General features: G+C 54.2%; 24 protein-coding genes and 1 riboswitch. Of the genes, 16 read left to right on the top strand and 8 right to left on the bottom strand.

Features of this window, described 5'->3' with window-relative positions; all coding sequences use genetic code 11:
* Nucleotides 1-162 precede the first annotated feature (162 nt).
* Both trmL and HRQ60_RS09350 read left to right on the top strand, forming a co-directional pair.
* Nucleotides 163-630 (top strand): tRNA (uridine(34)/cytosine(34)/5-carboxymethylaminomethyluridine(34)-2'-O)-methyltransferase TrmL, encoded by a 468-nt coding sequence (gene trmL / locus HRQ60_RS09355; protein ID WP_172195542.1) that lies wholly within the window; start codon nucleotides 163-165, stop codon nucleotides 628-630.
* A gap of 200 nt (nucleotides 631-830) precedes the next feature.
* Complete coding sequence (locus tag HRQ60_RS09350; protein WP_172195541.1) at nucleotides 831-1,085, top strand: AbrB/MazE/SpoVT family DNA-binding domain-containing protein; 255 nt, start codon at nucleotides 831-833, stop codon at nucleotides 1,083-1,085.
* 83 nt (nucleotides 1,086-1,168) lie between these two features.
* On the opposite strand, the gene HRQ60_RS09345 is transcribed toward HRQ60_RS09350, so the two are convergent.
* From HRQ60_RS09345 to HRQ60_RS09335, 3 genes are all read right to left on the bottom strand, one after another.
* Nucleotides 1,169-2,233 carry a phosphodiester glycosidase family protein gene (locus HRQ60_RS09345; RefSeq protein WP_172195540.1) on the bottom strand — a complete coding sequence of 355 codons (1,065 nt, stop codon included), beginning with the start codon at nucleotides 2,231-2,233 and terminating at the stop codon, nucleotides 1,169-1,171.
* Nucleotides 2,230-2,634, bottom strand: a complete 405-nt coding sequence (locus tag HRQ60_RS09340) for a hypothetical protein (protein ID WP_172195539.1) — start codon at nucleotides 2,632-2,634, stop codon at nucleotides 2,230-2,232. Before HRQ60_RS09340 ends, HRQ60_RS09345 begins: the two co-directional genes overlap by 4 nt.
* 137 nt (nucleotides 2,635-2,771) lie before the next feature.
* On the bottom strand, nucleotides 2,772-3,491 hold the full coding sequence (locus tag HRQ60_RS09335) for a DUF2161 domain-containing phosphodiesterase (RefSeq protein ID WP_172195538.1): 720 nt from the start codon (nucleotides 3,489-3,491) through the stop codon (nucleotides 2,772-2,774).
* Nucleotides 3,492-3,673: 182 nt separating this feature from the next.
* Between HRQ60_RS09335 and HRQ60_RS09330 the strand changes: the two genes are divergently transcribed.
* The 5 genes from HRQ60_RS09330 to HRQ60_RS09310 all read left to right on the top strand — a co-directional run bounded on the left by HRQ60_RS09330 (nucleotide 3,674) and on the right by HRQ60_RS09310 (nucleotide 10,851).
* Complete coding sequence (locus HRQ60_RS09330) at nucleotides 3,674-4,687, top strand: LacI family DNA-binding transcriptional regulator (RefSeq protein ID WP_172195537.1); 1,014 nt, start codon at nucleotides 3,674-3,676, stop codon at nucleotides 4,685-4,687.
* Nucleotides 4,688-4,933: 246 nt separating this feature from the next.
* Nucleotides 4,934-7,480, top strand: a complete 2,547-nt coding sequence (locus HRQ60_RS09325; RefSeq protein WP_172195536.1) for a beta-mannosidase — start codon at nucleotides 4,934-4,936, stop codon at nucleotides 7,478-7,480.
* Between the two features lie 216 nt (nucleotides 7,481-7,696).
* A complete protein-coding gene (locus HRQ60_RS09320; protein WP_172195535.1) occupies nucleotides 7,697-8,221 on the top strand; it encodes an acyl-CoA thioesterase in 525 nt (174 codons plus the stop codon).
* A 244-nt stretch (nucleotides 8,222-8,465) separates the two neighbouring features.
* Nucleotides 8,466-8,622, top strand: a riboswitch (FMN riboswitch).
* A gap of 185 nt (nucleotides 8,623-8,807) precedes the next feature.
* A complete protein-coding gene (locus tag HRQ60_RS09315) occupies nucleotides 8,808-9,812 on the top strand; it encodes a DMT family transporter (protein WP_172195534.1) in 1,005 nt (334 codons plus the stop codon).
* A gap of 199 nt (nucleotides 9,813-10,011) precedes the next feature.
* Complete coding sequence (locus tag HRQ60_RS09310) at nucleotides 10,012-10,851, top strand: alpha/beta hydrolase (protein WP_172195533.1); 840 nt, start codon at nucleotides 10,012-10,014, stop codon at nucleotides 10,849-10,851.
* A 127-nt stretch (nucleotides 10,852-10,978) separates the two neighbouring features.
* Here the strand turns inward: HRQ60_RS09310 and HRQ60_RS09305 are convergent, their stop codons facing one another.
* On the bottom strand, nucleotides 10,979-12,487 hold the full coding sequence (locus tag HRQ60_RS09305) for a phospholipase D family protein (protein WP_425501644.1): 1,509 nt from the start codon (nucleotides 12,485-12,487) through the stop codon (nucleotides 10,979-10,981).
* A 252-nt stretch (nucleotides 12,488-12,739) separates the two neighbouring features.
* Here HRQ60_RS09305 and HRQ60_RS09300 point away from each other — a divergent pair, with 252 nt between their 5' ends.
* Nucleotides 12,740-14,650 (top strand): PAS domain-containing protein, encoded by a 1,911-nt coding sequence (locus HRQ60_RS09300; protein WP_172195531.1) that lies wholly within the window; start codon nucleotides 12,740-12,742, stop codon nucleotides 14,648-14,650.
* 112 nt (nucleotides 14,651-14,762) lie between these two features.
* On the opposite strand, the gene HRQ60_RS09295 is transcribed toward HRQ60_RS09300, so the two are convergent.
* Nucleotides 14,763-15,611 (bottom strand): DegV family protein, encoded by an 849-nt coding sequence (locus HRQ60_RS09295; protein WP_172195530.1) that lies wholly within the window; start codon nucleotides 15,609-15,611, stop codon nucleotides 14,763-14,765.
* A gap of 197 nt (nucleotides 15,612-15,808) precedes the next feature.
* Nucleotides 15,809-16,390, bottom strand: coding sequence for a hypothetical protein (locus HRQ60_RS09290; protein ID WP_172195529.1), 582 nt, complete (start codon nucleotides 16,388-16,390; stop codon nucleotides 15,809-15,811).
* 286 nt (nucleotides 16,391-16,676) lie between these two features.
* Between HRQ60_RS09290 and HRQ60_RS09285 the strand changes: the two genes are divergently transcribed.
* Complete coding sequence (locus HRQ60_RS09285) at nucleotides 16,677-17,060, top strand: DUF423 domain-containing protein (protein WP_172195528.1); 384 nt, start codon at nucleotides 16,677-16,679, stop codon at nucleotides 17,058-17,060.
* Nucleotides 17,061-17,232: 172 nt separating this feature from the next.
* On the opposite strand, the gene HRQ60_RS09280 is transcribed toward HRQ60_RS09285, so the two are convergent.
* Nucleotides 17,233-17,763 (bottom strand): hypothetical protein, encoded by a 531-nt coding sequence (locus HRQ60_RS09280; RefSeq protein ID WP_172195527.1) that lies wholly within the window; start codon nucleotides 17,761-17,763, stop codon nucleotides 17,233-17,235.
* 365 nt (nucleotides 17,764-18,128) lie between these two features.
* Between HRQ60_RS09280 and HRQ60_RS09275 the strand changes: the two genes are divergently transcribed.
* From HRQ60_RS09275 to HRQ60_RS09245, 7 genes are all read left to right on the top strand, one after another.
* Nucleotides 18,129-18,593 carry a Dps family protein gene (locus HRQ60_RS09275; protein WP_172195526.1) on the top strand — a complete coding sequence of 155 codons (465 nt, stop codon included), beginning with the start codon at nucleotides 18,129-18,131 and terminating at the stop codon, nucleotides 18,591-18,593.
* 309 nt (nucleotides 18,594-18,902) lie between these two features.
* Entirely contained in the window at nucleotides 18,903-19,691 is a 789-nt protein-coding gene (gene sufC, locus HRQ60_RS09270) for a Fe-S cluster assembly ATPase SufC (protein WP_172195525.1), read from the top strand.
* A 32-nt stretch (nucleotides 19,692-19,723) separates the two neighbouring features.
* Nucleotides 19,724-21,025: a Fe-S cluster assembly protein SufD gene (gene sufD, locus HRQ60_RS09265; protein WP_172195524.1), complete on the top strand. Its 1,302-nt coding sequence runs from the start codon at nucleotides 19,724-19,726 to the stop codon at nucleotides 21,023-21,025.
* Nucleotides 21,025-22,245 carry a cysteine desulfurase gene (locus HRQ60_RS09260; protein WP_172195523.1) on the top strand — a complete coding sequence of 407 codons (1,221 nt, stop codon included), beginning with the start codon at nucleotides 21,025-21,027 and terminating at the stop codon, nucleotides 22,243-22,245. The genes sufD and HRQ60_RS09260 overlap by 1 nt, the downstream gene beginning before the upstream one ends.
* A complete protein-coding gene (gene sufU, locus HRQ60_RS09255) occupies nucleotides 22,235-22,660 on the top strand; it encodes a Fe-S cluster assembly sulfur transfer protein SufU (protein WP_172195522.1) in 426 nt (141 codons plus the stop codon). Before HRQ60_RS09260 ends, sufU begins: the two co-directional genes overlap by 11 nt.
* Before the next feature lie 18 nt (nucleotides 22,661-22,678).
* A complete protein-coding gene (sufB, locus tag HRQ60_RS09250; RefSeq protein WP_172195521.1) occupies nucleotides 22,679-24,076 on the top strand; it encodes a Fe-S cluster assembly protein SufB in 1,398 nt (465 codons plus the stop codon).
* Between the two features lie 358 nt (nucleotides 24,077-24,434).
* Nucleotides 24,435-25,004: a hypothetical protein gene (locus HRQ60_RS09245; RefSeq protein WP_172195520.1), complete on the top strand. Its 570-nt coding sequence runs from the start codon at nucleotides 24,435-24,437 to the stop codon at nucleotides 25,002-25,004.
* 116 nt (nucleotides 25,005-25,120) lie between these two features.
* Here HRQ60_RS09245 and HRQ60_RS09240 read toward each other — a convergent pair whose 3' ends face one another.
* Nucleotides 25,121-26,176, bottom strand: coding sequence for an HD-GYP domain-containing protein (locus tag HRQ60_RS09240; RefSeq protein ID WP_172195519.1), 1,056 nt, complete (start codon nucleotides 26,174-26,176; stop codon nucleotides 25,121-25,123).
* Nucleotides 26,177-26,217 lie beyond the last annotated feature (41 nt).

Below are 26,217 nucleotides of genomic sequence, written 5' to 3'. Positions count from 1 at the left end.
GGAGCCGGGCGCCGTTCTTCCCTTAAGCCGGCAATTCGGGTACTATAGAATCAGAAGAGACGGAAAGAGCCGCCCGACTTCGGGCGGCTCTTCTGCGCGTGGAGGCCCGTTTGCACAGACCTCTCTCGCCTCATTTCCCAGAAACGGAGTGAATAAACCTTTATGGCACTGCATATCGTGCTGGTGGAACCCGAGATCCCGGCCAACACCGGCAATATTTCCAGAACCTGCGCGGCTACGGATACCCATCTGCATCTGGTTCGTCCCCTAGGCTTTCGAACGGATGATGCTTCGCTGAAGCGGGCCGGGCTCGACTACTGGCCGTCCGTTAAGCTGGAATATCACGACTCGTTTGCGGAACTTCGCGAGAAGTATCCGGAAGGCCGCTTTTTCTACGCGACAACCAAAGCAACCAAGCGCTACAGCGACGTTTCGTTCCGTGACGGAGATTTCCTCGTGTTCGGCAAAGAAACCAAAGGGCTTCCGCCCGAACTCATCGAAGCGAATCCCGAAACCTCGATTCGGCTGCCGATGAGAACCGAGCATGTCCGTTCGTTGAATTTGTCCAATTCGGTTGCGATCATGCTCTACGAAGCTCTGCGCCAGCTTGAATTTCCCGGTATGGAGTAGGAAGTTTATCAAGAGATTTCCTCTGAAATCAGCTGATTGCCTGATTAGACAAAAAAACGATAATTAACCAACGTTTCTTTTTTTATCCGTAAAGAAGGAATTCTTGATTGAATCTCGAATATGTAATCTTGGGTTTGCAGAATCATTTCTGCAGGTGGGGCAGAAACAGCAAACTAAAACTAAAAGAGGTGTTTTCAATTATGAAACCTGCTGGAGTTGTCCGGAAAGTCGACCAATTGGGAAGAATCGTACTCCCGAAATCGCTGAGAAAAAGATACCAAATGAACGAAGGCGATCCGGTTGAAATTTTGGTCCAGGGCGATCATATCATTTTGGAACGGTACCGTCCGAAATGCGTGTTCTGCGGTTCGATCGATGAAGTCAGCGAGTTTAAGGAACGGTACATCTGCGGAGCATGTGTCTCCGATATGATGCAGATTCCCAAGCACGGCTGAACGACGTCGCGAGGGTCCGCATTACGCAAAAAAAGAGCCCTAGGGCTCTTTTTTTCGTCGGTCTGCAAGCGGTTTGAAGAAACTTAATCGAAGAACAGGAAGCTTGTCGGAACAGGCCGCAGAATACCGTCCGAAGGATGATTGACGACGCGGCCGTTCATGACGAGCGAAGAAGAACCTCCGCCGTCGAGATTGTAGGCATTGACGACTCCGATCTTGTACAGCTGGCCCTGGATCTCTTCCAGCGTAGCGCCGGAACCGCCTGCTTCGTTATAACCGTCAATGACGAAAACGATCAGCTGATCGTCTTTGTAGCTGCCGATGATCGTGCGCGGCGCCCGCTTGGGGGCCGATTTCCATTTGGCGGGAATAGCCGTTTTGCGGCCGTCTTTGAGCAGGATCGGGACAAAAGAAGCGCCGAACTGCGGCTGAAGCCGATCAAGTTCATTCTGGCGGTTGAATTGGCCTCCGATCAGTTTGCCCGAATCGTTCAGGCCGACGAAATACAGATCTTTGAAGCTCGATTGGAATCCGGTCAGATATTCGCCGTCCATGACGGTCGTGCTCAGCGGATAACGTTTGCCGTCCTGATCGGCGAAGCCCCCGGCATTGATCCCGGCGACCGCACCGTGCCTCTGAACGGCTTTGAGCGTCGTCTCCGAGCTGCCGAGCGCTTCACCGGCGAGACTCATCCGCATAGCGGACGGATCTTTCAGTTTGACTTTCATGGCATAGCCTGTATAGGTTATGGCATTGACCCGGAACAGTTCGATGCGGATCTTCTCGCTGTCGACCGTCTCAACCGGACGTCCCAGCTTGGAACGGATCCGTTTGTCGTAAATGTTTTCCGGACGCTGGGCCTGGATCGAGGCTTTTTGTACGATCGAAGACATCGTTTGCGTCGTTTGGTTGTACAGATTCAGCGTTTTTTTCAGCGAGGCCGAAGTGGACTTGGCTTTTTTTTCCGCCGTGTCCAGATCCTGAAGCAGTCTGGCCGAAGACGGATCGAGTTTCTTGTCCGTTTTGTACAAGTCCGTATTCAAAAGCAGAGCAGGTTGGGGCGGAAACAGCAGCAGACAGAGCATCAGGCCGATGACCGGGGCAGCCAGCATCAGAAAGAAGCGGTTTACCCGCTGGACTCTTGTCATTTCAACAGGTCCATTTTCTTCTGAAGCTCGCCGAGCTGGGTCTTGACCTCGTTCAGCTGCGTATAAAGCTTGTTGCTGTTGTCCGTCTTGCTGTTCGCATTGTCTTTGGTAAACGTCAGCAGCTCGTTGAACGAGTCTACTTTGCCCTGGAGCGCCGTGACCTGTCCGTTAAGCTCGGTGAACTGCTTCTCGTAATCGGCGCGCAGATCGGCCATCTGGGCCTGCGTTTGGACTTGCAGGGCGCTCAGGGTTTGTGCCTGGAGCCGCTGGCTGTATTCATAGGCGGCATAGACAAACAGGCCGATCAGCACGATCCAGACCAGCAGAAACCATCTGACGGGAAGCCTGTCCTTTTTCGTGCTGCGGGACGTGCTGGAGGTAGATCCCGTTGAAGCCTTCATTACAATCACCTCATTGCAGATTTGGAAAAGGGCCTCCGGCCCGAATTTCAGCTTTCATTCTAACATGCGGGGTTTTATTTCGCAAAAGCCGTTTCGTACATTTTCAAGCAAAGTTTTCAATTTTCACGCCGAATTCTTCATGCTTTTTCGGGAAGTTCCGGCCAAGCGGAGATGACGGACGCATATTCGTTCAGAGCGGCGCTGCCGGCTTCGGTCAGTTTGTAGCGTCCGCGGGAGACCCGCTCGAACCAGCCGTAATGATTGTCGCGCAGCAGCAGGGCCGCTTTGCCGACTCCGCTTGCTTCTTTGAGCATCAGGGGAGAAGCTTCGCCGAACATCCACAGCTGGCGTGCGACTTTCAGCGCATTCTCCCGGTAGGCCGTCACCAGCTTGCGTTTGCTGGAACCGCCGATATTGTGGTCGCCGCTGCGTGCATCGAATTCCGCTTTCAGCCGCTTGGCGCGTGTGCCGGTTTTTCCGCTTTTGGATTCGCCCGCTTCGCACAGCACTTCAACAAAGGGAGCCTTGGTCTTGTAGAACGTCACGGTCAGCAGCCCGATGCCAAGTCTTGAACACAGCAGCGCAAGATCGCCGAAGCGCTGGTTGTGGGCTCCTTTTTTCGTTCGGTTGCGTTCGACTGCCAAATAGACGAGTCCGCCGGTACGCTGACGGTCGGCGCCCTGCAGCAGCAGCTCGAGGGTGAATGTTTTTTTCATCTCGACAATGAGCGGCCGTGCTTCGCCGTCGCGATAGCCCAGCAGGTCGCAGTGGCGTACCTCGCTCTTGACGGCATATCCCCGCTGCTCGAAAAAAGCCTTAAGCGGCGGATACAGCTCGGTTTCATATTTTACGGCCATGATGGAGACTCCTTTTGATTCGCAGATCGCGTAAATTCAATATCTTATCATACCCTTAAAAAAGCGGCCTGGCAAAAAAGCTTGTCGCGCAAACGACGCCTATATATAATAGAAGGAAAAAACATGGGTTTCCGGCCGGACAATCGCAAAATGCAGAATTCGGCCGGAAAGGAGGTAAAACGATGGCTTCGATCCACGACGTGGCCAAAGAAGCGGGTGTGTCGGTCGCAACCGTTTCCAAGGTCATCAACAATTATCCGGACGTCAGCGATAAAACGCGCAAAAAAGTAAGCCAAACGATCAAAAGGCTGAAATACCATCCGAACGTCGCCGCAAGAGGACTGGTCAAAGGTCGTTCCTGGACGGTTGGCGTGTTCGTCACGACGCCGTTTACGAATCCGTTCGTCACGGAACTGCTGGAAGGGATCAAGACGGCGCTGCAAAACAGCGGCTACGATCTGGTTCTGCTCTCGACGCGTTTCAACGACGACAACTATTCGTTCGTGGAACACTGCCTGAGCCGCAATGTCGACGGCGTGGTCGGCTTCGGTGTCGACCGGGACGATCCGCATCTGGAAGAGCTGCTGATTTCCGATATTCCGACGATGTTCGTCGATGCCGATATTCGCGGCCGCCGCGCCGGATACATCACGACGGAGAACAAGGCGGGAACGATGCAGGCCGTTGCGCATCTGGCGGAACTGGGACATTCGCGTATCGCGTTCATCTCGGGGGAGATGGACAACGCGGTAGGCGTGCTGAGGCATGAAGGCTATGTGGAAGGGATGGGATCCCGCAAGCTGCCGGTTCCGGATGCGTATGTCAAAGAAAGCGACTATTCGATGGAAGGCGGTTCGCGGGCCATGGCCGAACTGCTGGAACTGGCCGAGCGTCCGACCGCCGTCGTCTGTACGTCGGATATGATGGCGATAGGCGCGATCAATGTCATTCACCGCAGCGGCTTGTCCGTGCCCGAAGATATTTCCGTAGTCGGCTTCGACAATACGCATTATGCGGAAGTGTACAGCCCGGCGCTGACCACGATCAATCAGAATATCCGCTCGATCGGTTCGCACGCGATCGAGACGCTGATTACGATGATCGAGAACAGCGATTTCCTGCCGCCCGTTGTCACGGAGCCTTCGAATCTTGTGGTGCGATGCACGACGGCCGAAGTTCGCGCTGCTGCGCTGTAGGTTTCTATTCCATCGAGACAGTCGTACGTTTTGGGTTCAAGCCGATTTCCTGCCTGTTTACACGGCGGAGGTCGGCTTTTTTGTGTATAAAAACAAATACTAACAAAATAATTATATCTAAATTTGTTTTGCTAAAAAAATAAAAATTGAATAAAAAAACAGGAAATTATTGAATTTCGGCACGGAGAATGATACGGTGATGATGAGATTAAAAGCGGTTACACTTTGGTATTGGAGGAAGGCGACTTGAACGAAATCAAATGGGATTTGAATGAATGGACCTTTAGGGCCGTCGGGGAAAACGAATGGCTGCCTGCAGTCGTGCCGGGCTGCGTACACAGCGATTTGTACCGGAATGCCAAGATTCCGGATCCTTATTATGGAACGAACGAGCACGATCTGCAGTGGATCGACAAGCGCGATTGGGAATACGAAACGGTATTTACGGTTCCGGGCGATCTGCTTCGCCAGGATCATATCGGTCTGGTATTCGACGGATTGGATACCTACGCGGACGTCGAGCTGAACGGTCAGCGTATATTGTCGGCCGACAACATGTTCCGCACCTGGCAGGTGCCTGTAAAGACCCACTTGAAAAACGGAGAGAACCGTCTGCGCATCAAATTCCGTTCGCCGATCAACGAAGACCTGCCCAAGCTCGAGAAATTGGGCTACGCGCTTCCGGCAGCCAATGACCAATCGGAACTTGGCGGACTCGGCGACAAACGCGTCAGCGTGTTTGCGCGCAAAGCGCCTTACCATTACGGCTGGGATTGGGGCCCGCGCTTTGTGACAAGCGGGATCTGGCGCGCCGTACGGCTCGAAGCCTGGACGGGACTGCGGATCACGGATCTGTTTATCCGCCAGAACGAAGTCACGGCGTCTACAGCCAAACTGACGGCTGTGCTGACGATCGAATCGGACCGCGATTTCGAAGGGCGCGTGCGCATTTCCGCCGAAGGATTCGAAGCCGAGAGCACGGAAGCGATCCGTCTCGGCGACAATACCGTTCGCCTGGAGTTCCAACTGAACGATCCGAAGCTGTGGTGGTCGAGAGGCCTTGGCGAAGCGAATCTGTATACCTTTACCGCCGAGATCTTGGAAGGCGAATCGGTCAGCGCTTCCAAAAGCGTGCGTACCGGTCTGCGCAGCGTCAAGCTGAAGCGCGAGCCGGACGGCGCGGGCGCTTCGTTCTATATCGAACTGAACGGCGTGCCGGTATTCGCCAAAGGCGCCAACCATATTCCGAACGACAACTTCGAAACGGACGTGACGCGGGAACGCTACCGGTACGAGATCGTATCGGCGGCCGAAGCGAATATGAATATGCTGCGCGTATGGGGCGGAGGCATCTATGAAGAAGATGCTTTCTACGAACTCTGCGACGAGTACGGCATTATGGTCTGGCAGGATTTCATGTTTGCCTGCAGCATGTACCCGGGCGACGAAGACTTCCTCGAAAGCGTCCGTCACGAAGCCGAAGACAATCTTCGCCGTCTGCGTAGCCATGCCAGCATTGTACTGTGGTGCGGCAACAACGAGATCGACTCGGCATGGGCGCATTATCTTCCGGACGGCGGTTGGGGCTGGAAAAAAGACTATACCCAAGACCAGCAAAACAGCATTTGGGCGGATTACGAAGCGATCTTCCACCGTCTGCTGCCAAACGCGATCTCGAAGCTTGCACCGGGGGCCGAATACTGGCCGTCGTCGCCGCTTGTCTCGCTGACAGGCGATGAGAACCAGCATGCGCATCCGGGTACCTCGGAAGGCGATATTCATTACTGGGGCGTATGGCACAATTCCGAACCGTTCGAAAATTACAACAAGTATATCGGCCGTTTCATGAGCGAATACGGTTTCCAATCGTTCCCCGAACACAAATCGGTTCTGCAGTATGCGCCGGAAGATGCGCTGCAGCTTGATTCGAAGATTATGCTGGCGCATCAGAAAAACGGGCGCGGCAACTTCCTGATCAAAGAATATATGGACAAGTACCTGCCGGAGCCAAAAGACTTCGTCTCGTTCCTGTATATGAGCCAGGTGCTGCAGGCCGAAGCGATGAAGTCGGCGATCGAAGCGCACCGCCGCAGCATGCCGTACTGCATGGGGACCTTGTACTGGCAGATGAACGACAGCTGGCCGGTCGCTTCATGGTCGGGTATCGATTATTACGGCCGCTGGAAAGCCCTGCATTATTATGCACGCCGCAGTTTCCGCGACGTGTCCGTCTCGATCGACGGGACGAACGGCGAAGATGTGAATTTCCATATTCTCAACGACGGTCTGCAGGCCGAATCCGCGTCGCTGAAACTTCGCCTCATGAGCTTCGACGGCGATGTACGGCAGGAGCAGGTGGTGCCGGTGGAAGTATCCGCCAACAGCGCGACACTGATTTATTCGGTCAAAGCGGCCGATCTGCTCGGCGGTGAAGCGCCGGGACGTACGGTGCTTCTGGCCGAATTGGAGCAGGGAGGCCGTATCCTGGATCAGCGGACGCATTACTTCGTGTCGGCTAGGGAAATCGAACTGTCCGTTCCCCATATCCGTGCGGTTCGTACGGAAGACGGCGAAGGCCGCACTACGATCTCGCTTGAAACGGACGTATTGGCCAAGCAGGTCTGGCTCTCGGCCGAGCAGGAAGGCGTGTTCAGCGACAACTACTTCGATCTCGTTCCGGGCGAAACTACCATCGTCGAGTTCCGATCCCGCCGGGAAGACGGCACTTTGGAACACGGTGCGGCAGGAGAAGTCGAGATCAAGTCGATGGCCGATTTTATCAAACAGGGTTAACGTAAACGCAATAGAGCGAACCTACCGAGAATCGTCCGGAGATTCGCCCTGCACCTACACTCTATACCAAGAACCGCCGCCTCGCGCAGAGGCGGCGGTTTCTTTTGATCCCCCCCGAAAAGAAACTGCTTGGCCCGAAGCTTGTTCCTTCAGGTGGACCGGGCGTATAATGAACGCACGAGATTCTACAACGAGACAAAGGAAGTGCAGTGCCAAATGGAGCCTATCCCGATTCGAACCACACGCAGCTACAAAATGGCCCGTGTCTTCCCGACCGACGTCAACAGCTACCACACCCTGTTCGGCGGAAAACTGATGGCCTATATCGACGATATCGCCTCGATTGCCGCAGCCAAACTTTCACGCGCGAATACCATTACCGCTTCGACGGACTCCGTCGACTTTTTGTACCCGATCTATATGACCGATTCCGTCACGCTGGAATCGTTCGTGACCTGGACCGGCCGCAGCTCCATGGAGACGTTCGTCAAAGTGATCCGCGAAGATCTGAAAAGCGGGGAAAGACAAATTGCGGCTACGGCATTCCTGACTTTCGTAGCGATGGATGATCATGGACGCAAGATCGAGATCGCTCAGGTCTATCCGGAGACGGAAGAAGAGCGCAAACTGCACGAGAGTGCACCGGAGCGAGCGCAGATGCGCAAACAGCGCCGCGAAGCAAGCCGGGCGTTGGCGGAGTTCCTGACTTCCCGTTATCCGTGGGAACCGGAAACCGAGTAAGCAGAAGCTTTCACGAAGGTGTAATACAGAACTAACTTTATTTTATTCAGCAGCTTGTAAAAATGTGAATGATCGTTTATGATCATTTTAGAAATAAAAAAGCGATACTTGTGAAATTTCACGAAACGATATCGAGGATTCTGGCGATTTGCAGAAAATTCGGCAATGTCGAAATATTGTGACAAATTTCACGTGTATCGATGCGAAAATGGTTTAAAATAAGAATATAAAAAACAAATGAATAAAGGATCTTCGGGGTAGGGTGAAATTCCCGACCGGCGGTAATGTTCGCTTCTGCGAACCGAGCCCGCGACTCCGGCCGTGTCTTCTCGAAGACGCTGCCGGACTGATCTGGTGAAAATCCAGAGCCGACGGTACAGTCCGGATGGGAGAAGATCAAGCGCAGACATGCCGGTGCAAGCCGACTGCAGGTTTATTTATGGAACCTGCCGCAGGCTACCGCTTCGTATTTGGCCTGCCGCTCGACCCTTCGATTGACGTAAAAACCGCCCCGAACGCCGGAACTTCCGGCTTCGGGGCTTTTTGCGCACGGGATCCCCCTTATTCGGATGAGGAGACTAGGGAAATGAAAACCGCCAATCGTAACGACTTTACTCAAGCAAGCACAGGAGGAAACGGATCGTTCTTTTCCAGAGCCGGAAGCGGCTTCTGGCTGATCGTATTGGGAGCGGCGCTGTGGGGCGTCGATCCGCTGTTCCGGATTCTGCTGCTGGAATCGATGACCTCTTCGCAAATCGTACTGCTCGAACATGTGGTGATTGCACTGTTCGTGGCTCCGATTCTGTGGAAGAACCGTTCGGAATTGAAAGGTCTGGGTCTGCGGCATGTCGGTGCTCTGCTGTTTATCTCCTGGGGCGGTTCCGCCCTCGCGACGCTGATGTTTACGCTTGCGCTTCAATATGCCGGAGGCGCGTTTAATACGGTGCTGCTGCTGCAAAAACTCCAGCCGCTGTTCGCGATCATCCTGGCGCACTTTATGCTCAAAGAATCGCTGCCTCGCCGCTTCGGTCCGCTGTTCCTGGTCGCGCTGGCAGGAACTTATCTGCTGACTTTCGGCTTCACTTTCCCGGTCGGTCATGCCGGCGAATTTTTCCAGATGGGCAGCCTGCTCGCACTGGGCGCAGCTGCTCTCTGGGGCGGGTCGACGGTTATGGGCCGCTTCATGGTCGGCAAGCTGAAATATGAGACGGTAACCTCGCTGCGTTTCATTCTCGCGCTGCCGCTGCTGTTGGCGATTACGGCCGGTGAAGGCGCCGCTTGGGCGCTTCCCGCCGGCGGTATCGCGCTGACACTTGTCGGTGTAAACCTGCTGCTCCAAGCTTTGCTGCCGGGGCTGCTCAGCCTGCTGGCTTATTACAAAGGCCTCAAGACAACCAAAGCGTCGGTCGCCACGCTGGCTGAACTGAGCTTCCCGATGGTTGGGGTTCTGATCAACTGGCTGTACGGAGGCGAAGTCGTAACCGCCGCTCAAATCGTCGGATTTATCTTGATCTGGTCGGTCCTGTTCGTGATCTCCCGTCAGCAGACGAAAGAGATCGGACCGAGTCAGCTGTCTCAACAGGCGGCCTGAACAAGAAGAACCCGGTCCTTTGCCTCAAACCGATCCTGTTGCGCAGCGCCTCCCGATTCAAGCGGGAGGCGTTTTAATTTGGGTAAGCTTGCAGTCCGGCGTATGGAGCGTAGCGAATCGTTAGCCGTTTTATCTATGTGCCGAACGTATGTTATGATGAACATATTGAAAATTTTTCGCGGAAACGGAGAGAGTCCCCATGAATACACAAGAAACCTGGTCGGCGGTTCGCGCCGACCGTCCGTTTGTCCGGCTTGTTCCGGACGTGCAGTTCGCGCAGTTTGCGGGCGGCAAGTCGCTCAGCTTGAACCTGCTGCTGCCGGCTGCCGATCATCCTGTTCCCCTGATTGTATGGATCGTCGGAGGCGCCTGGGTAAGCTGCAATTCGGCCCGCAATCTGCCTCAGTTGGTCCGCTTTGCGGAGCAGGGCTACGCCGTCGCCGCGATCGAATACCGCCTGGCGCACGAAGCCCGTTTCCCGGCACAGATCGAAGATGCGAAGAGCGCTGTGCGTTTCCTGCGCGCCAATGCCGATAAATACGGAATCGATGCCGCTCGCTTCGGCGTATGGGGCCATTCCGCAGGCGGACAGCTGGCTGCGCTGCTCGGCGTAACGGGCGGTTCGCCGGAATTCGAGACGGCCGACCACCTGCAGCAGTCTACCCGTGTCCAGGCGGTGGTGGATTTCAGCGGGCCGATCGATATCGAGCTGGATTTCCAGAGCGAGTTCCATATGCCGGTCATGGCCATGATGCTCGGCGGCACAATTCGTATGAAGCCCGAACTTGCCCGCAGCACAAGCCCGGTCCCGTATCTCGACGGCCGTGAAGTACCGCCGTTTCTGATTATGCACGGAGACGCCGACACGACCGTCCCGCTGCGCCAGAGCCAAATGCTCCACGATGCGCTGACTGCTTCGGGCGCCGCTTCGGAGTTCTGTATTCTCGAAGGTACAGGTCATTCGACCGCCGAGATGCTGACCCGGAGCGATGTTCTGGACAAAGTCGGAAGTTTCTTCGATAAGCATCTCAAATCCTGATCTTGCGAAGACCGCAGAGAAGCATGGCGTTCCGTTTCGAATCCGCACCAAAAAGGCAGGGCGAAAATCTCGCCCTGCTTTTTTGGTGTCGACTTCTTGTTGTGCGGGATCGGATTCGGTTGGCGGATCAGAAGGTCGTAAAGCCCAATCTCATCTGAACGCGGTACACGATATCCTTGAGCCATGTCGTCGCTTCCAGGTGTTCTTCCAGATCAAGGGTGTAGGCGGCACCGTCATTGGTCCAGATCCGCTCGAAGTAATCTCGCACTTCGCCGATCATTTCGCTGTCCGCCGCGCCTTCGACGAACAGATCGTTCTCCAGATTGTAATCTTTGAGATTGCGCGGCGTGAAGTTGGTCGAACCGGCCAGCACGCTGCTGTCTCCGTTTTGCCGCTGCACGAAGACCATCTTCGTGTGGTACTGTTCTTTGGTCGTGTTGTACCAGCGAATTTCGATCTTGTCTGGCGCTTCGCCGTGGAGCTGCGCAGCAACCGGACGGTTCGGAATGCCGATTTTGTCGCGCCCGAACGCATTTTCGTTGGGATCGAGTACCAGCCGCACTTTGGCACCGCGATCAGCCGCGGCGCTCAATGCCTGGATCACTTTTTTGTCCGCGAGATAGAACATGCCCATCCAGACCGTATCGCCGGAAGAAGCGCTGCCGATCTCTTTGAGCAGACGGTCGTAGACTTTCCCTTCCGTCAGATACTGGATCGCATATTGTCCCTGCGTTTCTTTGGCTTCGTCCGCCGCCGGATAAGCCGGAAGCGTGCCGCCGCCCGACATATCGAGAACGGCCTGCTCCGCCTGCAGCATATCGCCGATGATCGGACCGCTGACTTCAAGCGCGATATTGGAGTGATAGGCGCTCGCATCGTGGATGTTGCCGCTCGAGACAATGGCTCCTTTTTCCGTGATAAAAGCTTTCCGGTGGTTGGCTTTCACGTTCAGCAGCTTCATGTAAGAACGCAGGGTGATATCCGGTCCGCCGCTCGCCATCAGATTGGGAATCCGTCCTTCGCCCGATTGGCCGAACCATTGGAAGAAGGTCCGCCATACTGCCGAATACAGGGGAGTCGAATCGCGCAGCGGATCCACATCGGTCATGACGACGCGGATACCGGCTTTTTTGAGACTTTCCAGCAGGGCATTCGGAGCCGAGCCGTAGTTGGTATTGACCTCATCCGTGATAAACACGATATCGAGGTCGGGAACCGCCTGTTTGCGCTCGATCAGCGTACGGGCCAGCTTGGCGCTGACTTTCGGGTACTGCTGATCTTTGTGGGTATAGTCGTTGAACAGGAACACATCGATGACGATAAAACGTTCCGCTTCGCCGATCATCTCGATCGTCCGATCGAAAATTTGTCTGTCCTGGGTGAATTCGCTTGTTTGCGCCGGATAAGTCAGATCGTACAGAAAGTCGACGCGGTCCGTTCGATAAACGGGACTCTCGTACGAAATGCCGGCCGGCAGCGGTTTGTTCATCTGATACAAGACGACGGCCAGCAGCCACACCACACACAAGGCAAGAAAGATCTTCAGGATCCTGCCCCGGGAAAAAGAAAAGCTGCGGCGGCTGCCGCTTCTTGGACGTTTGTTGGAGGGAGGTCTTCCCGATGAAGATCCCCGCATGATCGTACCGCTGCGGTGGGTCGTCCATGATTCTTCGTTGTTCATTGCCGTTCATCCTTCCTTTTGCCGACCGACCGCTTGCAAGGCCGCGCTATTTCTATATAACAACAAGCAAGCTAAAATGACGCATCCGGCCCGGAAGAGAGAAGAAAAGAAAGAAGCGGGGTTCTCGAACTCTGTATTTTGCAAGAAATTTAAGATAAAATACGGGTATACAGGTAGCGATAGAAGAGAAACGAAAGGGAGTCCGCCTTGAAAAACTCACTTGGTTTGTTTGGAGAAACGTTTGCGGAGAACGATATTTATCGTCCGCTGTTTGTCTATCATCCCGACGCCATCTATGTGATGAACATGGCGGGAGAATTAATCTATGCGAATCCGGCGACCGAACGCATGATTGGATATACGCTGGCTGAACTGCAATCGATGGATCTGCGTGATCTGTATCGGGAAGGGGAACATCAGCAGAGCGTATCGCGCCGGATGGAGATGAAGGAAGAAAGCCGGCAGGAATTCAGGCTGAAGCTGATCCGCAAGAACGGCAGCCCGCTGCTTCTGGCGGTGACTTATGTGCCGATCGAGCAGGACGGCTGCCGGGTCGGCATCTACGGCATCGCGAAAGATATCACGGAAGAAGAAGAGAAAAGCCGCAAATTGAGGGAGCAGGAAAGGTTGTACCGTTCGCTGTTCGAGTACAATCCGGCCGGGGTGCTGTCTTTTGATCCCGAAGGGCGCTGTCTGTCCGTCAATCCGAATCTGGAAGCCATGACGGGTTATGCGAATGTGGAGTTGTTCAGGCAATCGTACTCGCTTTTGTTTCCGGCCGAAACTGCAGGTCTGCTGCACGATCGGTTTGAACGCTCCCTGCAGGGCAGCTCCGGCAATTTCGAGACGCAGCTGCTGGGCAAAGACGGACAGCGAATCGATGTGAATCTGACCGTTCTTCCGATCGTAGTCGACGGCGAAGTGCTTGGCGTCTATATGATTGCACTCGATATTACGGAATGGAAAAGACAGATGCAGCGCAGCCGGGAACTGACCGAGCAGTATACGTCGATCTTGAACGCGGTCACGGAAGGCATTTACGAAATCAACCGGGAAGGCCGTTCGGTGTTCGTCAATCAGGCGGGAGCCCGAATGCTCGGATACGAAATCGAAGAGTTCCGCAATATGTACAATCACGATCTTATTCATCACAGCCGTTCGGATGGCAGTCCTTATCCCCTGGAAGAATGTCCGATTCACCGTTCCATGCGCGAAGGGGTGCCCTGTACGGTCGAAGGCGAAGTGTTCTGGCGCAAAGACGGGACGAGCTTCCTGGTCGAGTACCAAGTGAATCCGCTGTTCGAAAACGGGAGCTCCGCCGGAGCCGTCGTCGTGTTCCGGGACGTGACCAGCCGCGATGAAATCGTCCGCCAAAAAAACGAAACGCAGCGGGGTCTCGCCGAAAAAGCGAAATTCCTGAGTCTGATGAGCCACGAAATCCGGACCCCGCTTAACGGCGTGCTGGGCATGACGGAGCTGATGGACGGAACAGGAATGACGGAAGAACAGCAGGAGTATATGGAAGTGCTCCGGCTCAGCGCCCGCGGTCTGCAGGGAGTGGTCGACCGGATTCTCGACTTTAACGCGGCCGAGAACGGGGCGGCCCGTTTCTTGAAGCAGCCTTTTGACGTCCGTCTGCTGCTGGAAGAAGCGGTCGGGAATTTCTCCGTTCAGGCGGAAGCCTCCGGGGTGGAATTGGATCTTCGGATCGATGAGAAATTCCCGTCTGAACTTGTCGGCGATGCCGATAAACTTCGGCGGGTATTGATCGGTCTGATCGGCAATGCGGTCAAATTCACGCCGCGAGGTTCTGTAAGCGTCTTGGCGGAATGTCTGATTCGCCCCCGGACGGGTGTGGGCGAGCTGACCCGCTGTGTGCTCAAAGTCGAAGTGCGCGATACGGGAATCGGCATTCCGGCGGATAAAATGTCGCTTCTGTTCCAGCCTTTCTCGCAGATTCATTCCGCGCTGGACCGGAAGTATGAAGGAACGGGCCTGGGACTTGCGATCTGCAAACGCTGGATCGACCGTATGGGAGGAACCCTTTGGGCCGAGAGCCGGGAAGGGGCCGGATCGACTTTTGCGTTTACGCTGCCCATGCTCTGCGACGAAGATTGAAGAAGGTAGGGCAAGCTCGGAACAGGCGATAAGCCGAGGTGTGAAAAACCAAAAAGCGGCGCTTCGATCGTATAGATCGAAGCGCCGCTTTTTCCCGATTTGCAAGCCGGTATTATTGGGTTTTGGCGTACATCAAGCCGACCGTTCCCGGTCCGCAGTGAGTCGAAATGACACATCCGGCGGTGCAGAGCAGCACTTCTTGCGCGCCCGTTTCCCGAAGGATCGTATCGCGCAGACGAAGAGCGTCTTCTTCGGCGTCCGCATGCACAACGACGACGGGACCGTCCAGCTTTTCTTTGTGGGCCAGCAGATTTTGCAGCATTTTATCGAGCGCTTTTTCGCGCTTGCCGCGAACCTTGTAGGCGGGCGTCATCGTGCCGTCGATAACCTTGATAATCGGACGAATACTCAACAGGCTGCCGATCAGATTCTGCATCCCCGAACAGCGGCCGCCTTTGTGCAGGTATTCCAGCGTATCGATCGCAAATTCGGTCTCCATAAGCGGACGTTCGCGCTCCAGCATATGTACGATTTCCGGAACGTCCATCCCCGACTCGGCCGCGCGGGCCGCTCGCAGAACGAGCAGTCCGATCGCGGTGGAGAGATTGAGCGAATCGAAAACGGTAACGCGGCCGGGTTCGAAATCTTCGGAAGCGATAAGCGCATTTTGATAAGTGGACGACAGTTCGGACGAGAGGCCGATGTACAAAATACGCTCCCCGTTATCCAGATGGGGGGCGAAAGCCCGGCTGAAATCCGCCGGCGAAGGAGCCGCGGACTTGGGAAGCTTGCCCTGCCGGGCGACTTTATCGAACAGCCGGGCCGGTGTCAGATCGATGCCGTCCCGGTAGGTCTGATCTTCGAATACGACGTACAGCGGAACGATCTCGATACCGTACTGCTTCAGCAGCTCGGCGGGAAGGTCGCTTGTGCTATCGGAAAAAATTCGGATGTTGGACATATTCATCTCCTTGTAACCGCTCCCGAACGCTTTAAAAGCAGGCGGGCGAAATAAGCGAAAATAGGGCTTTTTCCAAATAGGAAGCCGCTCCGTTAACAGTATAGCACGATCTGCATCCATTCGGCAGGCAAAGGGCCGCCGCCTATATGGCGCCGGCCCTTTGTTCAAACAAAACGTCGGAAAAGCGGGAATCCTGCTTACAGCCCCGCTCCGCCCATCACCGTGGCAAATAGGATGAATCCGCCGCCGCCGAGCAGGCACAGTCCGTTCAGAATCGTGCCGATGACCGGGAATACTTTTTTGCGATCTTTGGATACCAGACCTACGATGCCGAGAATGACCCCGACCAGATTCAGTACAGCCGCGCCCAGGATGCTCAACAGCAGAACCAGGGCACCGACGCCGACTCCCATCAGCTGTTCTTCGGTCGCCGTGTAAGGATCGAGCGTCGTGCCCATTTCGCTGAATGAATAGGCGACGCCTATCGCAGCAACGAAAAACACGACGTACAAAGCGATCGAGACCAGAGACAAAATGAACGAAGCGATACCGACTCCCGAATGCTTCAACCGGCCCGGAAGACGGTCATCGCGCGGAAATTCGTCATAAGGACTGAACGGGGGATTGATCCGCTCGTCGTAGCTGCGTCCATCCGGGTCGCTGCGATAGGGATCTCCGGCATTGGGCTGTCCGAATTCATTGCGTTCGGGTTCTTTGCGAAGATCCGGACCACCCTGTCGGGAGTTCGGATCGTCCGAAGGTGGAAAACGATTGTCCATACGGCAACTCTCCTTTATTTGGAAGCTTTTACGTGATTACTCTTTCATATCCTGCTGCAAAAAGCAACCCTGAATCACAGGCTTTCCGTTATTACGGCTGCCTCGCCGAACGGTTTCATTTCTATTACCCGCCGCAAGCGGACCAAGAAGGCAAAAAAGTGAAGTTTGCGGCTTTTTCTGGTTTTTCGGAGAAGCAGCCTCTATAATGAAAGTCGATTTACAGCCGCGCGGGCTCGGGATTTCCGTACCGCCGTGTCTGTTCGATTTCAGGGAAAAGAGGGATTCCATGCAAAGGAAAATTGCGGTTATCGCTTGTGTCCTGGCGATGATCGGCGTTGGATTGGGGGCTTTCGGCAGCCATATGCTGGGCGATAAGATCGGCGCCGACGCGTTGGAGACTTTTCAAACCGGGATCCAATATCACTTCATCCATGCTTTGGCGATGCTGATCGTGGCCGTTGCGATGGGCGTATGGGGCGAATCGCGGCGTCTGGCCTGGGCGGCCTGGCTGTTCCTGGCCGGGATCGTGATGTTCTCCGGCAGTCTGTATCTGCTCAGCACGACCGGATTGCGGATCTTCGGTCCGATTACGCCGCTTGGCGGCGCAGCTTTTATTGCCGGCTGGATCGTGCTTGCTTTGGCCGTAGGCAAAAAAAACGCTTCGCACTGAAGTTTACGGCGAAAGGGTTCGGAAAAAGAAACAGCCCAAAAACCGGGTATCCGCTGCATGGCGGGTACCCGGTTTTTGATGAGAAAAAGCCGGAAGCAGGGCGCCTCCGGCGGCATATAGATAAAGCATCGATCCTGCGACCGGAGATCCGGCCCGGGGAGAAGAAACGGTCTTACTGTCCGCTCAACTCGTCGATTTCGTTAAGGGAGAAGCTGTAAACTTGCTTTTCGTCGACATGATAGACGCTGATCATCTGCGCGGGTTCGTCGAAATTGAGAATCCGGCAGGGAATACTGAGCCGATTGCCTCCCGGTTTGTTGACGACCACGCGAACCAGGCGGTTCTTGCTGATACTGTCCCGAATATCGTCGGGAGTCAAATGGGAAGAAGCTTGTGAGAGCGCTTTGGCAACGGTGGCCGCAGCCGCAGTTTGGGCAGCCGCAGCGGCTTTGGCCTGAAATCCTTTGGCTGCGGACAAATTGGCTTTGGACTTTTCCACGTAATTCGTTTTCATGCTGGCAAGCGCCGATTCGATGACTTTGCCAAGCTCGATTCCCGAGTTGATACGAAGGTCGACGACTTTGTCCGAAGTGTTCAAAAGTGTCAGGAGGGCCTGCAAAGTCTCCGCGTTGGTCGAGCCTTCGATCAGAATGTCCACGTTGAATAGAAAGCCGGAACGTTCTTGCGATGTCTTATTGTTCATAATTCCCCCGGTCTGAACCCGTTCAAATTTGGATAAGGATTTTGCCTGAAAATCGGAATCCCGTGTCTCATTATATTACCATGACTTTTGGCATAATCCTAGTCCCGTAGGACTTTCGGCCAATCGAAATATCCATTTTAATGGAGCGGATTCGAGCGGGTGTTCCGGAAAATATGTTCGCATACCTGCCTTTTGGGAGCCGGTTTCGGATGCTTTAAGCCGGCCTATTGTTTCGCCGCAATTTCGATCGGGTAAACTCTAACTAGAAGCGGCAGAGCAAAATGCTGCCGTGCCCGTTTGACAACTTGTCCGCTGCGCTCCATATTTCAAACGCGGATTACATTTTGAAGGAGAGAGGGATAATCATGGATAAAACAAAAACGGAAGCCCAAACCAAAACAATCGAGGAAATTCTGAACCGTCAGGTCGCGAACCTGAATGTTCTTTACGTTAAAATCCACAACTTCCACTGGTATGTAAAAGGCGAGAACTTCTATACGCTGCATGTGAAGTTCGAAGAACTCTACAACGAAGTAACCGTGAAGATGGATGAAGTGGCCGAGCGCATGCTGACCATCAAAGCAAGCCCTGCCGCTACCATGAAAGAATATCTGGAACTGTCCAGCATTCAAGAAGCAGCCGGCGGCGAAGATTACCGCACGATGGTCCAAACCATCATCGAAGACTTCGCAACGGTAGCCGAAGAGATGCAGGAAGGCCTGGAGCTTGCCGAAGAAGCACACGATCAAGCGACAAGCGACATGCTCATTTCCATGAAACAAGATCTCGAGAAGCATATGTGGATGCTGCGTTCGTTCCTCGGACACTAAGAGAACAACAGAACTTACGGAATCCGGCTGTGGCCGGTTATACAGAAAACCCGGTCTGAAAACGACCGGGCTTTTGCTTTTTGGACAGAAAAATCCGATACAAATAGTTGCACAAAATTCATTGATTACACGCTTAAATTTTTAAATGTATGGCGATTCGTTGAACTGAAAAATAAATTCGGGTAAAATAAATTGAGAATCAACGATAATCAGTTTATAATCATTACAAGGTTATAATTATTTTGGTTAGAGTGTTTGATCAAAAGGATATCACGGATTCACCATTATATTTCTGGAGGGACGCTGAACATGGCAACTAAATTCGTCATCGAAGGACTCAAAGCTCAGATCGAAGGCAAGGAAATTCTGAAAGGCATCAATCTGGAAATGAACGGCGGGGAAATCCATGCGATCATGGGACCGAACGGCACAGGCAAAAGTACGCTGGCTTCCGCGCTGATGGGACATCCGAAATATGAAGTGACCGAAGGTACGGTTACGCTGAACGGCGAAGACGTGCTGGATATGGGCGTGGACGAACGTGCGCTCGCCGGTATGTTTCTGGCTATGCAGTATCCGAGCGAAATTGCCGGCGTCACGAATTCCGACTTCCTGCGCAGTGCGATTAATGCACGCCGCGGCGAAGGCAACGAGATTTCGTTGATCAAATTCATCCGTCAAATGGAGAGCAGCATGAAAGGGCTCGAAATGAATCCGGAGTTCGCGCACCGCTACCTGAACGAAGGTTTCTCCGGCGGCGAGAAAAAGCGCAACGAAATTCTTCAAATGATGATGCTTGATCCGAAACTTGTCATTCTGGACGAAATCGACTCCGGTCTCGACATCGATGCCCTGCGGATCGTAGCGAACGGCGTGAACGAAATGAAACACGAAGACCGCGGTTTCCTGATCATTACCCACTATCAGCGTCTGCTGAATTACATTACGCCCGACTTCGTACACGTCATGATGCAGGGCCGTATCGTCAAATCCGGCGGACCGGAACTGGCAGCGCGTCTCGAGCAGGACGGTTACGACTGGATCAAGGAAGAACTGGGCATTACCGACGAGACCGTCGGACAAGAACAAGAAGCCTAATCCTATAACGAACGGAAGGAGGAACACCGATTATGACTTTACAAACCATTCTTCCGGTTCAGGCCGCGCAGATCAACGAATGGGCACAGGCCCGCGGCGAAGCCGCATGGCTGACCGAACGCCGTCTGCAGGCGCTCGAACTGGCCGCTTCGCTGGAACTGCCCAAACCGGAGAAAACCAAACTTGACCGCTGGAATCTCAGCGATTACGGCACGTTCAAAGCGGCCGTACCCGTATCTTCCCAAAGCGCCCTCCCGGCCGCAGCGCAGGATCTGATCGAAGAAGGCACGCAGAACCTGATCGTCCAGCATAACTCCGGCGTCGTGTTCACTTCGCTGTCAGAAGAGCTGAGCGCCAAAGGCGTTATTTTCACCGATCTTGAAACGGCTGCCCGCGAACACGAAGTGCTGGTCAAGAAATACCTGGGCACGGCTGTCAAGCCAAGCGAACACCAGGTATCGGCCCTGCATCATGCGGCATGGAACGGCGGCATCTTCTTGTACGTACCGAAGAATGTCGAGCTTGAAGTTCCGCTGCAGGCCGTATTCCTGAGCGACGACGCTTCGGCTTCGTTTGCTCCGCATATTCTGGTCGTGGCCGACACGAACAGCCGCGTGACTTACGTGGACAACTATGTATCCGCCGGTCTGAACGGAAATGTGCTGCATAACGGCGCCGTGGAAGTCATCGCGCTGGACGGAGCCAAAGTCCAATACGCGACGGTTCACCAATTCGGCAAAGAAGTGACCGACGTTTCCTACCGCCGGGCCCTTCTGTCGAACGATGCCGATATCGAATGGATCGTCGGCGAGATGAACGACGGCGACACGGTAGCCGATACGGCGACGACGCTGAACGGACGCGGTACGCATTCCGATGCCAAGATCATCGCGATCGGTTCGGGCGCCCAGAAGCTCAACTTCACGACCCGTGCTGTCCACTTCGGCAAATCGTCGGAAAGCGACATGTTCACCCGTGCGGTTATGAGAGAAGAAGCGCAGGCGATCATCAACGGCATTACGAAGATCGAGCACGGCGCGACCAAGTCGAACGGGCAGCAGACGGAAAAAGTGCTGATGCTGAGCCCGAATGCACGCGGCGACGCGAACCCGATCCTGCTGATTGACGAAGACGACGTTATGGCCGGACACGCGGCTTCCGTCGGCAAAGTCAATCCGGATCAGGTCTACTACCTGATGTCGCGCGGCATCTCCAAAACGAATGCCGAGCGCCTGATCATCTACGGCTTCCTGGCGCCGATTATCGCGGAGATCCCGCTGGAACTGCTGCGTACGCGCCTGCAGCGTATCGTTGAGAGAAAGCTGGGGCAGTAATGAACGCCTCGGTTCGGGAGCAATTCCCGATTCTCAGCCAGGAAGTGAACGGACATCCGCTGGTCTATCTCGACAGCGCGGCGACTTCACAGAAGCCGCGGGCCGTATTGGACGCGGTGCGCCGTTATTACGAACAAGACAACTCGAATGTGCACCGCGGCGTCCATACGCTGGGCAGTCGGGCGACCGACGCCTATGAAGGAGCCCGGGAGAAAGTCGCGAAGTTTATCGGCGCGGCCCGTCCCGAGGAGATCATCTTCACCCGCGGAACGACAACGGCTTTGAACCTTGTGGCCGACTCCTACGGCGGCGCGCATGTCAAAGAAGGCGACGAGATTGTCATTACGCCGATCGAACATCACAGCAACCTGATCCCTTGGCAGCAGCTTGCCAAGAGAACGGGTGCGACATTGAAATATATCGAACCGAATCCCGACGGCACGATCGATATCGAAGCCGCCGGCAAGGTCATCACCGACCGAACCAAGATCGTCGCCATGGCTTACGTTTCGAACGTCATGGGCGTGGTCCATCCGGTCAAAGAGATCGGAGCCCTCGCCCATAAGCACGGAGCGGTCATGGTCGTGGACGGCGCGCAGAGCACGCCGCACATGAAGGTCGACATGCAGGATCTGGACTGCGACTTCTATGCCCTTTCCGGGCATAAAATGTGCGCACCGACCGGTATCGGCGCTCTGTACGGCAAAAAAGCCCTGCTTGAAAAAATGGAACCTACCGAGTTTGGCGGAGAAATGATCGATGAAGTCGGCCTCTACGAATCGACGTGGAAAGACCTTCCTTATCGATTCGAAGGCGGAACCCCGATCATCGCGGGAGCCGTGGGGCTTGGCGCCGCCATCGATTTTTTGAGCGAGCTTGGCATGGACAATATCGCCGAACACGAGCACAAACTTGCAATGTACGCGATGCGCCGAATCAACGAGATCGACGGTCTGCGGGTCTTCGGTCCGCAGGAGCGCAAAGTCGGTATCGTGACGTTCAATCTGGACGAGGTGCATCCGCATGATGTAGCAACGGTGCTCGATTCCTACGGCGTCGCGATCCGTGCCGGTCACCACTGCTGTCAGCCGCTTATGCGGTGGCTGAATGTCAGCTCGACGGCACGCGCCAGTGTTTACCTGTACAATAACGAACAAGACATCGACCGAATGATCGACGCCTTGATCCGGACAAAGGAGTATTTTGGCGATGCAACTTGACGATCTGTACCGACGCGTCATCATGGATCATTACAAAAATCCGCGGAACAAAGGCAAGTTCGAAGCAGAGGGCATGACGATCGACCTCAACAATCCGACATGCGGCGACAAGATTTCGCTGCAGCTTCAGTTGGAAGACGGAGTCGTGAAAAATGCCCGCTATACCGGCGACGGCTGCTCCATCAGCATGTCTTCCGCATCGATGATGACGGAAGCCGTAAAAGGCAGAACGCTGCCGGAAGCCCTTGAACTGGCCGAACGTTTCTCTTCTCTCATGAAAGGCGAGAACGTGGAGTTTGAAGAATACGAAGACATCGAAGCCCTGTCGGGCGTCAATAAATTTCCGGCACGCATCAAATGCGCAACCCTGGCCTGGAATGCCCTGCGAAAAGGGATCGAACGGGAAACCCATTAACGAAAGGGAGGCATTAACATGGCTAAAGAAGCACCGATCAGCGAAGAGTATCAATATGGCTTCCGCGACGAGCACGAGTCTATTTACAAGAGCGGTAAAGGCTTGACCAAAGAAATCGTCATTTCCATTTCGAAGATGAAAAACGAACCCGAATGGATGCTCGATTTCCGCCTGAAAGCTTTCGAACAGTTCCAAAAGATGCCGATGCCAACATGGGGCGGCGATCTGAGCGAATTGAACTTTGACGAGATCCAATACTATGTCAAAGCATCCGAAGGACAAAGCAAAACGTGGGAAGAAGTACCAAGCGAAATCAAGGAAACCTTCGATAAGCTCGGTATTCCGGAAGCGGAACAAAAGTTCCTCGCCGGCGTTTCGGCGCAGTATGAATCCGAAGTCGTCTATCACAACATTCAAAAAGAACTCGAAGACCAAGGCGTTATCTTTATGGATACCGATACGGCGCTCAGAGAGCACCCGGAAATTCTGAGAGAACATTTCGCCAAAGTCATTCCGCCGACCGACAACAAGTTTGCGGCATTGAACAGCGCGGTATGGTCCGGCGGCAGCTTCATTTACGTCCCTAAAGGCGTCAAGTGCGAAGTTCCGCTGCAGGCTTACTTCCGGATCAACTCGGAAAACATGGGTCAATTCGAACGCACGCTGATCATCGCGGACGAAGGCAGCTTCGTGCATTACGTGGAAGGATGTACCGCTCCGGTCTACGGAACGAACTCCCTGCACAGCGCAGTCGTTGAGATCATCGTCAAAAAGGACGCCCGCGTTCGTTATACGACGATCCAGAACTGGTCTTCCAACATCTACAACCTCGTGACCAAACGTGCGGTTGCGGAAGAGAATGCCAATATGGAATGGGTCGACGGCAACATCGGCTCCAAGCTGACCATGAAATATCCAGCTGTCGTTCTCAAAGGACGCGGTGCCAAAGGTTCCGTTCTGTCGATCGCGGTTGCCGGTAAAAACCAGCATCAGCACGCAGGCGCGAAAATGATTCACCTGGCTCCGGATACGACATCGACCATCATTTCCAAGTCGATCAGTAAACACGGCGGCAAAGTGACGTATCAAGGTCTGGCATCTTTCGGCCGCAAGGCGCAGGGCGCCAAGTCGAACATCAAGTGCGATACGTTGATTATGGATAATCAGTCCACGTCCGATACAATCCCGTACAACGAGATTCTGACCGACGACGTTATGCTGGAGCACGAAGCAACGGTATCGAAGGTATCCGAAGATCAACTCTTCTACCTGATGAGCCGCGGTCTCAGCGAGAACGAAGCGACGCAGATGATCGTCATGGGCTTCATCGAGCCGTTCACCAAAGAACTGCCGATGGAATATGCGGTCGAAATGAACCGTCTCATCAAGTTCGAAATGGAAGGCTCGATCGGTTAATTCCAAGCGAGTCTGCCAGGCGCAGCGTAAAAGGCGAACCTTCGGGTTCGTCTTTTTTGAATTTCCCCCTGTTTTTCTATTAAAACGCCAATCGTTTTGTTTTGCGGCTCGCCGGAGGTGCGGTTCGTCTGGTATACTGAAAAAGCTGACGTTTTATTTGAAATTTGCGGAGATGGCAGGAATCGCTTGGCTGGCCCTCGAATTAGTTGGCTTACGGCGTGTACGCAAATGGAGCATGGAAAGCCGATCGAGTTTCCGCCCGGCGGGAGCCGAGCCGCAGCGGTCGCCGCCGCTTCGGGATGCAGGAGTTCATGAGCCGTTTGCGTGTACGCTTTTAAAGAAGGAGGAAGATAAGAAAATGAGCTTCATTTCCGTAATCGCAAAAGAGCAATTTATAACCGTGATGAGCGACAGTGGCGCCGCCGGTTCGGAACATACGCCTCAGCCCGAACAGCATGTGGTCAAAGTGGGGGAAAAAGAATTCGTGGCTACGGCCGGCGGAGACCGCGAAGCGCGCGAGGTCATTGCCAAGCACGTATCCGATCTTCTCGAAGAAGGAACGCCGTACGACCGGATTCTGGTTATTTTGCAGATGACCCTGTCCGCGTTCTCCGAGAAAGGCAAGTCCGTCATGACCGCTTTTGGCGGCGTGAACCGCGAAGGGGATATCGAAGTGTGCACGTACGATCCAAACAGCCATGCGGAACGCCATTTGAAGCCGCGCGGTACCGAGATCGCTTATTTCTTCCTGGCGGAAGGCGCCGGCAAATACGGCAACTTGTACGAGCTGCTGCAAAGCTATTGGAAAGAAACCGGAACGGAATCGCCGAGTGCCATGATCCAGTCCCAGAAGCTTCTCAACCGCTATGTCGCTTCCAAAGACTCGGACGTCAATCTGTCTACGGCCAAACTGGTCCTGAAGAAGTAAACGCAAAAAAACACGTATCCGCTTTTGGCGGCACGTGTTTTTTTGTCTGGGATAAGGAGAAGGCCCTAAAGGCGCTGCGCTTGCCGATCCAGCGTCCAGCCGAACAAAAGGGCTGCTCAGGTCTCGTTGTCCGAAAATACTTCTGCAATATCCAGATCTTGTTCCAGAGACAGATCGATGAAGCGGTCGCTGACCCGGATCAGAGGTCTGAAAAAGTCGGTCGGATGGTTCATTACGATGTAGCCGTATTCCCCGTTCGTCAGCCGAACTTTCTTGTTGATGAAATAAGGAAGCATATTGCGGATAAAAGTATGGGTCGGTTCCGGAGCCAATTGTCCGAAGCTGAGCGCGTACAGTTCCTTAAGGACGTTGATCAGCTCCTGTTTGTCCTGATAGACGCGATTGCTCGTCATGGCGCTGTAAACGTCGGCTACCGCGATAATCTTCGACCAAGGATGCATTTCGTCTTCTTTGATTCCGTAAGGGTAGCCGCTGCCGTCGCCGCGTTCGTGATGCTGCAGCGCCGCCGTCGCCGCGATCGTATCGCCCAGCGAGTTGCGGATGATCTCATAACCGTTTACGGTATGCGTTTTGATGATCTCGTATTCTTCGTTGGTCAGTCGGCCCGGTTTATTCAGAATCTCGCCCGGAACCGTCGATTTGCCGATATCGTGCAGATACCCGGCCTGACAGATCGCGGATGCCTGATCGTGGGGATAACCCAGCCAGAGAGCAAGGTAATACGACAGCATGCCTACCTGCATCGAGTGCACGTACGTATAGTTGGCGTCCCGGTTCAGCAGCAGAAGCAGGGCGACGGCATCTTTTTGGGAAGCCAGCACGTTAAACAGCGGCTGCATGATGTCTTCGACCAATTCGCTGTCGAACTTGCCTGTGGTCATCGATTCATGGAAAAGGGATTCGAACATAAGTACCGCATCGTCAAACGTAGATTTGATTTCCGGGAAAAGGAAGGCGTTCAAAGGAGCGGAGGGAGAAGGCACCTCCTCGATCTGCTGAACTTCGACATAATCGATGCTGTGCTGAACCAGCCGTGCGATTTCAGCGTCATGCAGAGCGGTACCTTTGGCGAGAATATGCACGCCGTGCCGATTGAAGGTATCGGCGAGCAGGCGGTCACCGGTTTTGAGATCGGTCACATGAACTTTCAAAAGCGATGTCTCCTTTCTGTAACGAACGAATACTGTGAGCA

The organism is Saccharibacillus qingshengii, from assembly GCF_013185195.1.
Classification (GTDB): Bacteria; Bacillota; Bacilli; order Paenibacillales; family Paenibacillaceae; genus Saccharibacillus; species Saccharibacillus qingshengii.
The sequence above is the reverse complement of the archived record's forward strand: the minus strand, read 5'-3'. Positions and strand labels throughout refer to the sequence as shown.

Bases quoted from the DNA above. Each gene is read 5' to 3' on its own strand.
- HRQ60_RS09245 (WP_172195520.1), top strand. From the start codon at position 24,435: ATGAGCTTCATTTCCGTAATCGCAAAAGAGCAATTTATAACCGTGATG.
- sufD (WP_172195524.1), top strand. From the start codon at position 19,724: ATGACTTTACAAACCATTCTTCCGGTTCAGGCCGCGCAGATCAACGAA.
- HRQ60_RS09260 (WP_172195523.1), top strand. From the start codon at position 21,025: ATGAACGCCTCGGTTCGGGAGCAATTCCCGATTCTCAGCCAGGAAGTG.
- HRQ60_RS09290 (WP_172195529.1), bottom strand. From the start codon at position 16,390: ATGGACAATCGTTTTCCACCTTCGGACGATCCGAACTCCCGACAGGGT.
- HRQ60_RS09275 (WP_172195526.1), top strand. From the start codon at position 18,129: ATGGATAAAACAAAAACGGAAGCCCAAACCAAAACAATCGAGGAAATT.
- HRQ60_RS09280 (WP_172195527.1), bottom strand. From the start codon at position 17,763: ATGAACAATAAGACATCGCAAGAACGTTCCGGCTTTCTATTCAACGTG.
- HRQ60_RS09335 (WP_172195538.1), bottom strand. From the start codon at position 3,491: ATGGCCGTAAAATATGAAACCGAGCTGTATCCGCCGCTTAAGGCTTTT.
- trmL (WP_172195542.1), top strand. From the start codon at position 163: ATGGCACTGCATATCGTGCTGGTGGAACCCGAGATCCCGGCCAACACC.
- HRQ60_RS09345 (WP_172195540.1), bottom strand. From the start codon at position 2,233: ATGACAAGAGTCCAGCGGGTAAACCGCTTCTTTCTGATGCTGGCTGCC.
- sufC (WP_172195525.1), top strand. From the start codon at position 18,903: ATGGCAACTAAATTCGTCATCGAAGGACTCAAAGCTCAGATCGAAGGC.
- sufU (WP_172195522.1), top strand. From the start codon at position 22,235: ATGCAACTTGACGATCTGTACCGACGCGTCATCATGGATCATTACAAA.
- HRQ60_RS09330 (WP_172195537.1), top strand. From the start codon at position 3,674: ATGGCTTCGATCCACGACGTGGCCAAAGAAGCGGGTGTGTCGGTCGCA.
- HRQ60_RS09305 (WP_425501644.1), bottom strand. From the start codon at position 12,487: ATGCGGGGATCTTCATCGGGAAGACCTCCCTCCAACAAACGTCCAAGA.
- HRQ60_RS09295 (WP_172195530.1), bottom strand. From the start codon at position 15,611: ATGTCCAACATCCGAATTTTTTCCGATAGCACAAGCGACCTTCCCGCC.
- HRQ60_RS09320 (WP_172195535.1), top strand. From the start codon at position 7,697: ATGGAGCCTATCCCGATTCGAACCACACGCAGCTACAAAATGGCCCGT.
- sufB (WP_172195521.1), top strand. From the start codon at position 22,679: ATGGCTAAAGAAGCACCGATCAGCGAAGAGTATCAATATGGCTTCCGC.
- HRQ60_RS09310 (WP_172195533.1), top strand. From the start codon at position 10,012: ATGAATACACAAGAAACCTGGTCGGCGGTTCGCGCCGACCGTCCGTTT.
- HRQ60_RS09340 (WP_172195539.1), bottom strand. From the start codon at position 2,634: ATGAAGGCTTCAACGGGATCTACCTCCAGCACGTCCCGCAGCACGAAA.
- HRQ60_RS09285 (WP_172195528.1), top strand. From the start codon at position 16,677: ATGCAAAGGAAAATTGCGGTTATCGCTTGTGTCCTGGCGATGATCGGC.
- HRQ60_RS09315 (WP_172195534.1), top strand. From the start codon at position 8,808: ATGAAAACCGCCAATCGTAACGACTTTACTCAAGCAAGCACAGGAGGA.
- HRQ60_RS09350 (WP_172195541.1), top strand. From the start codon at position 831: ATGAAACCTGCTGGAGTTGTCCGGAAAGTCGACCAATTGGGAAGAATC.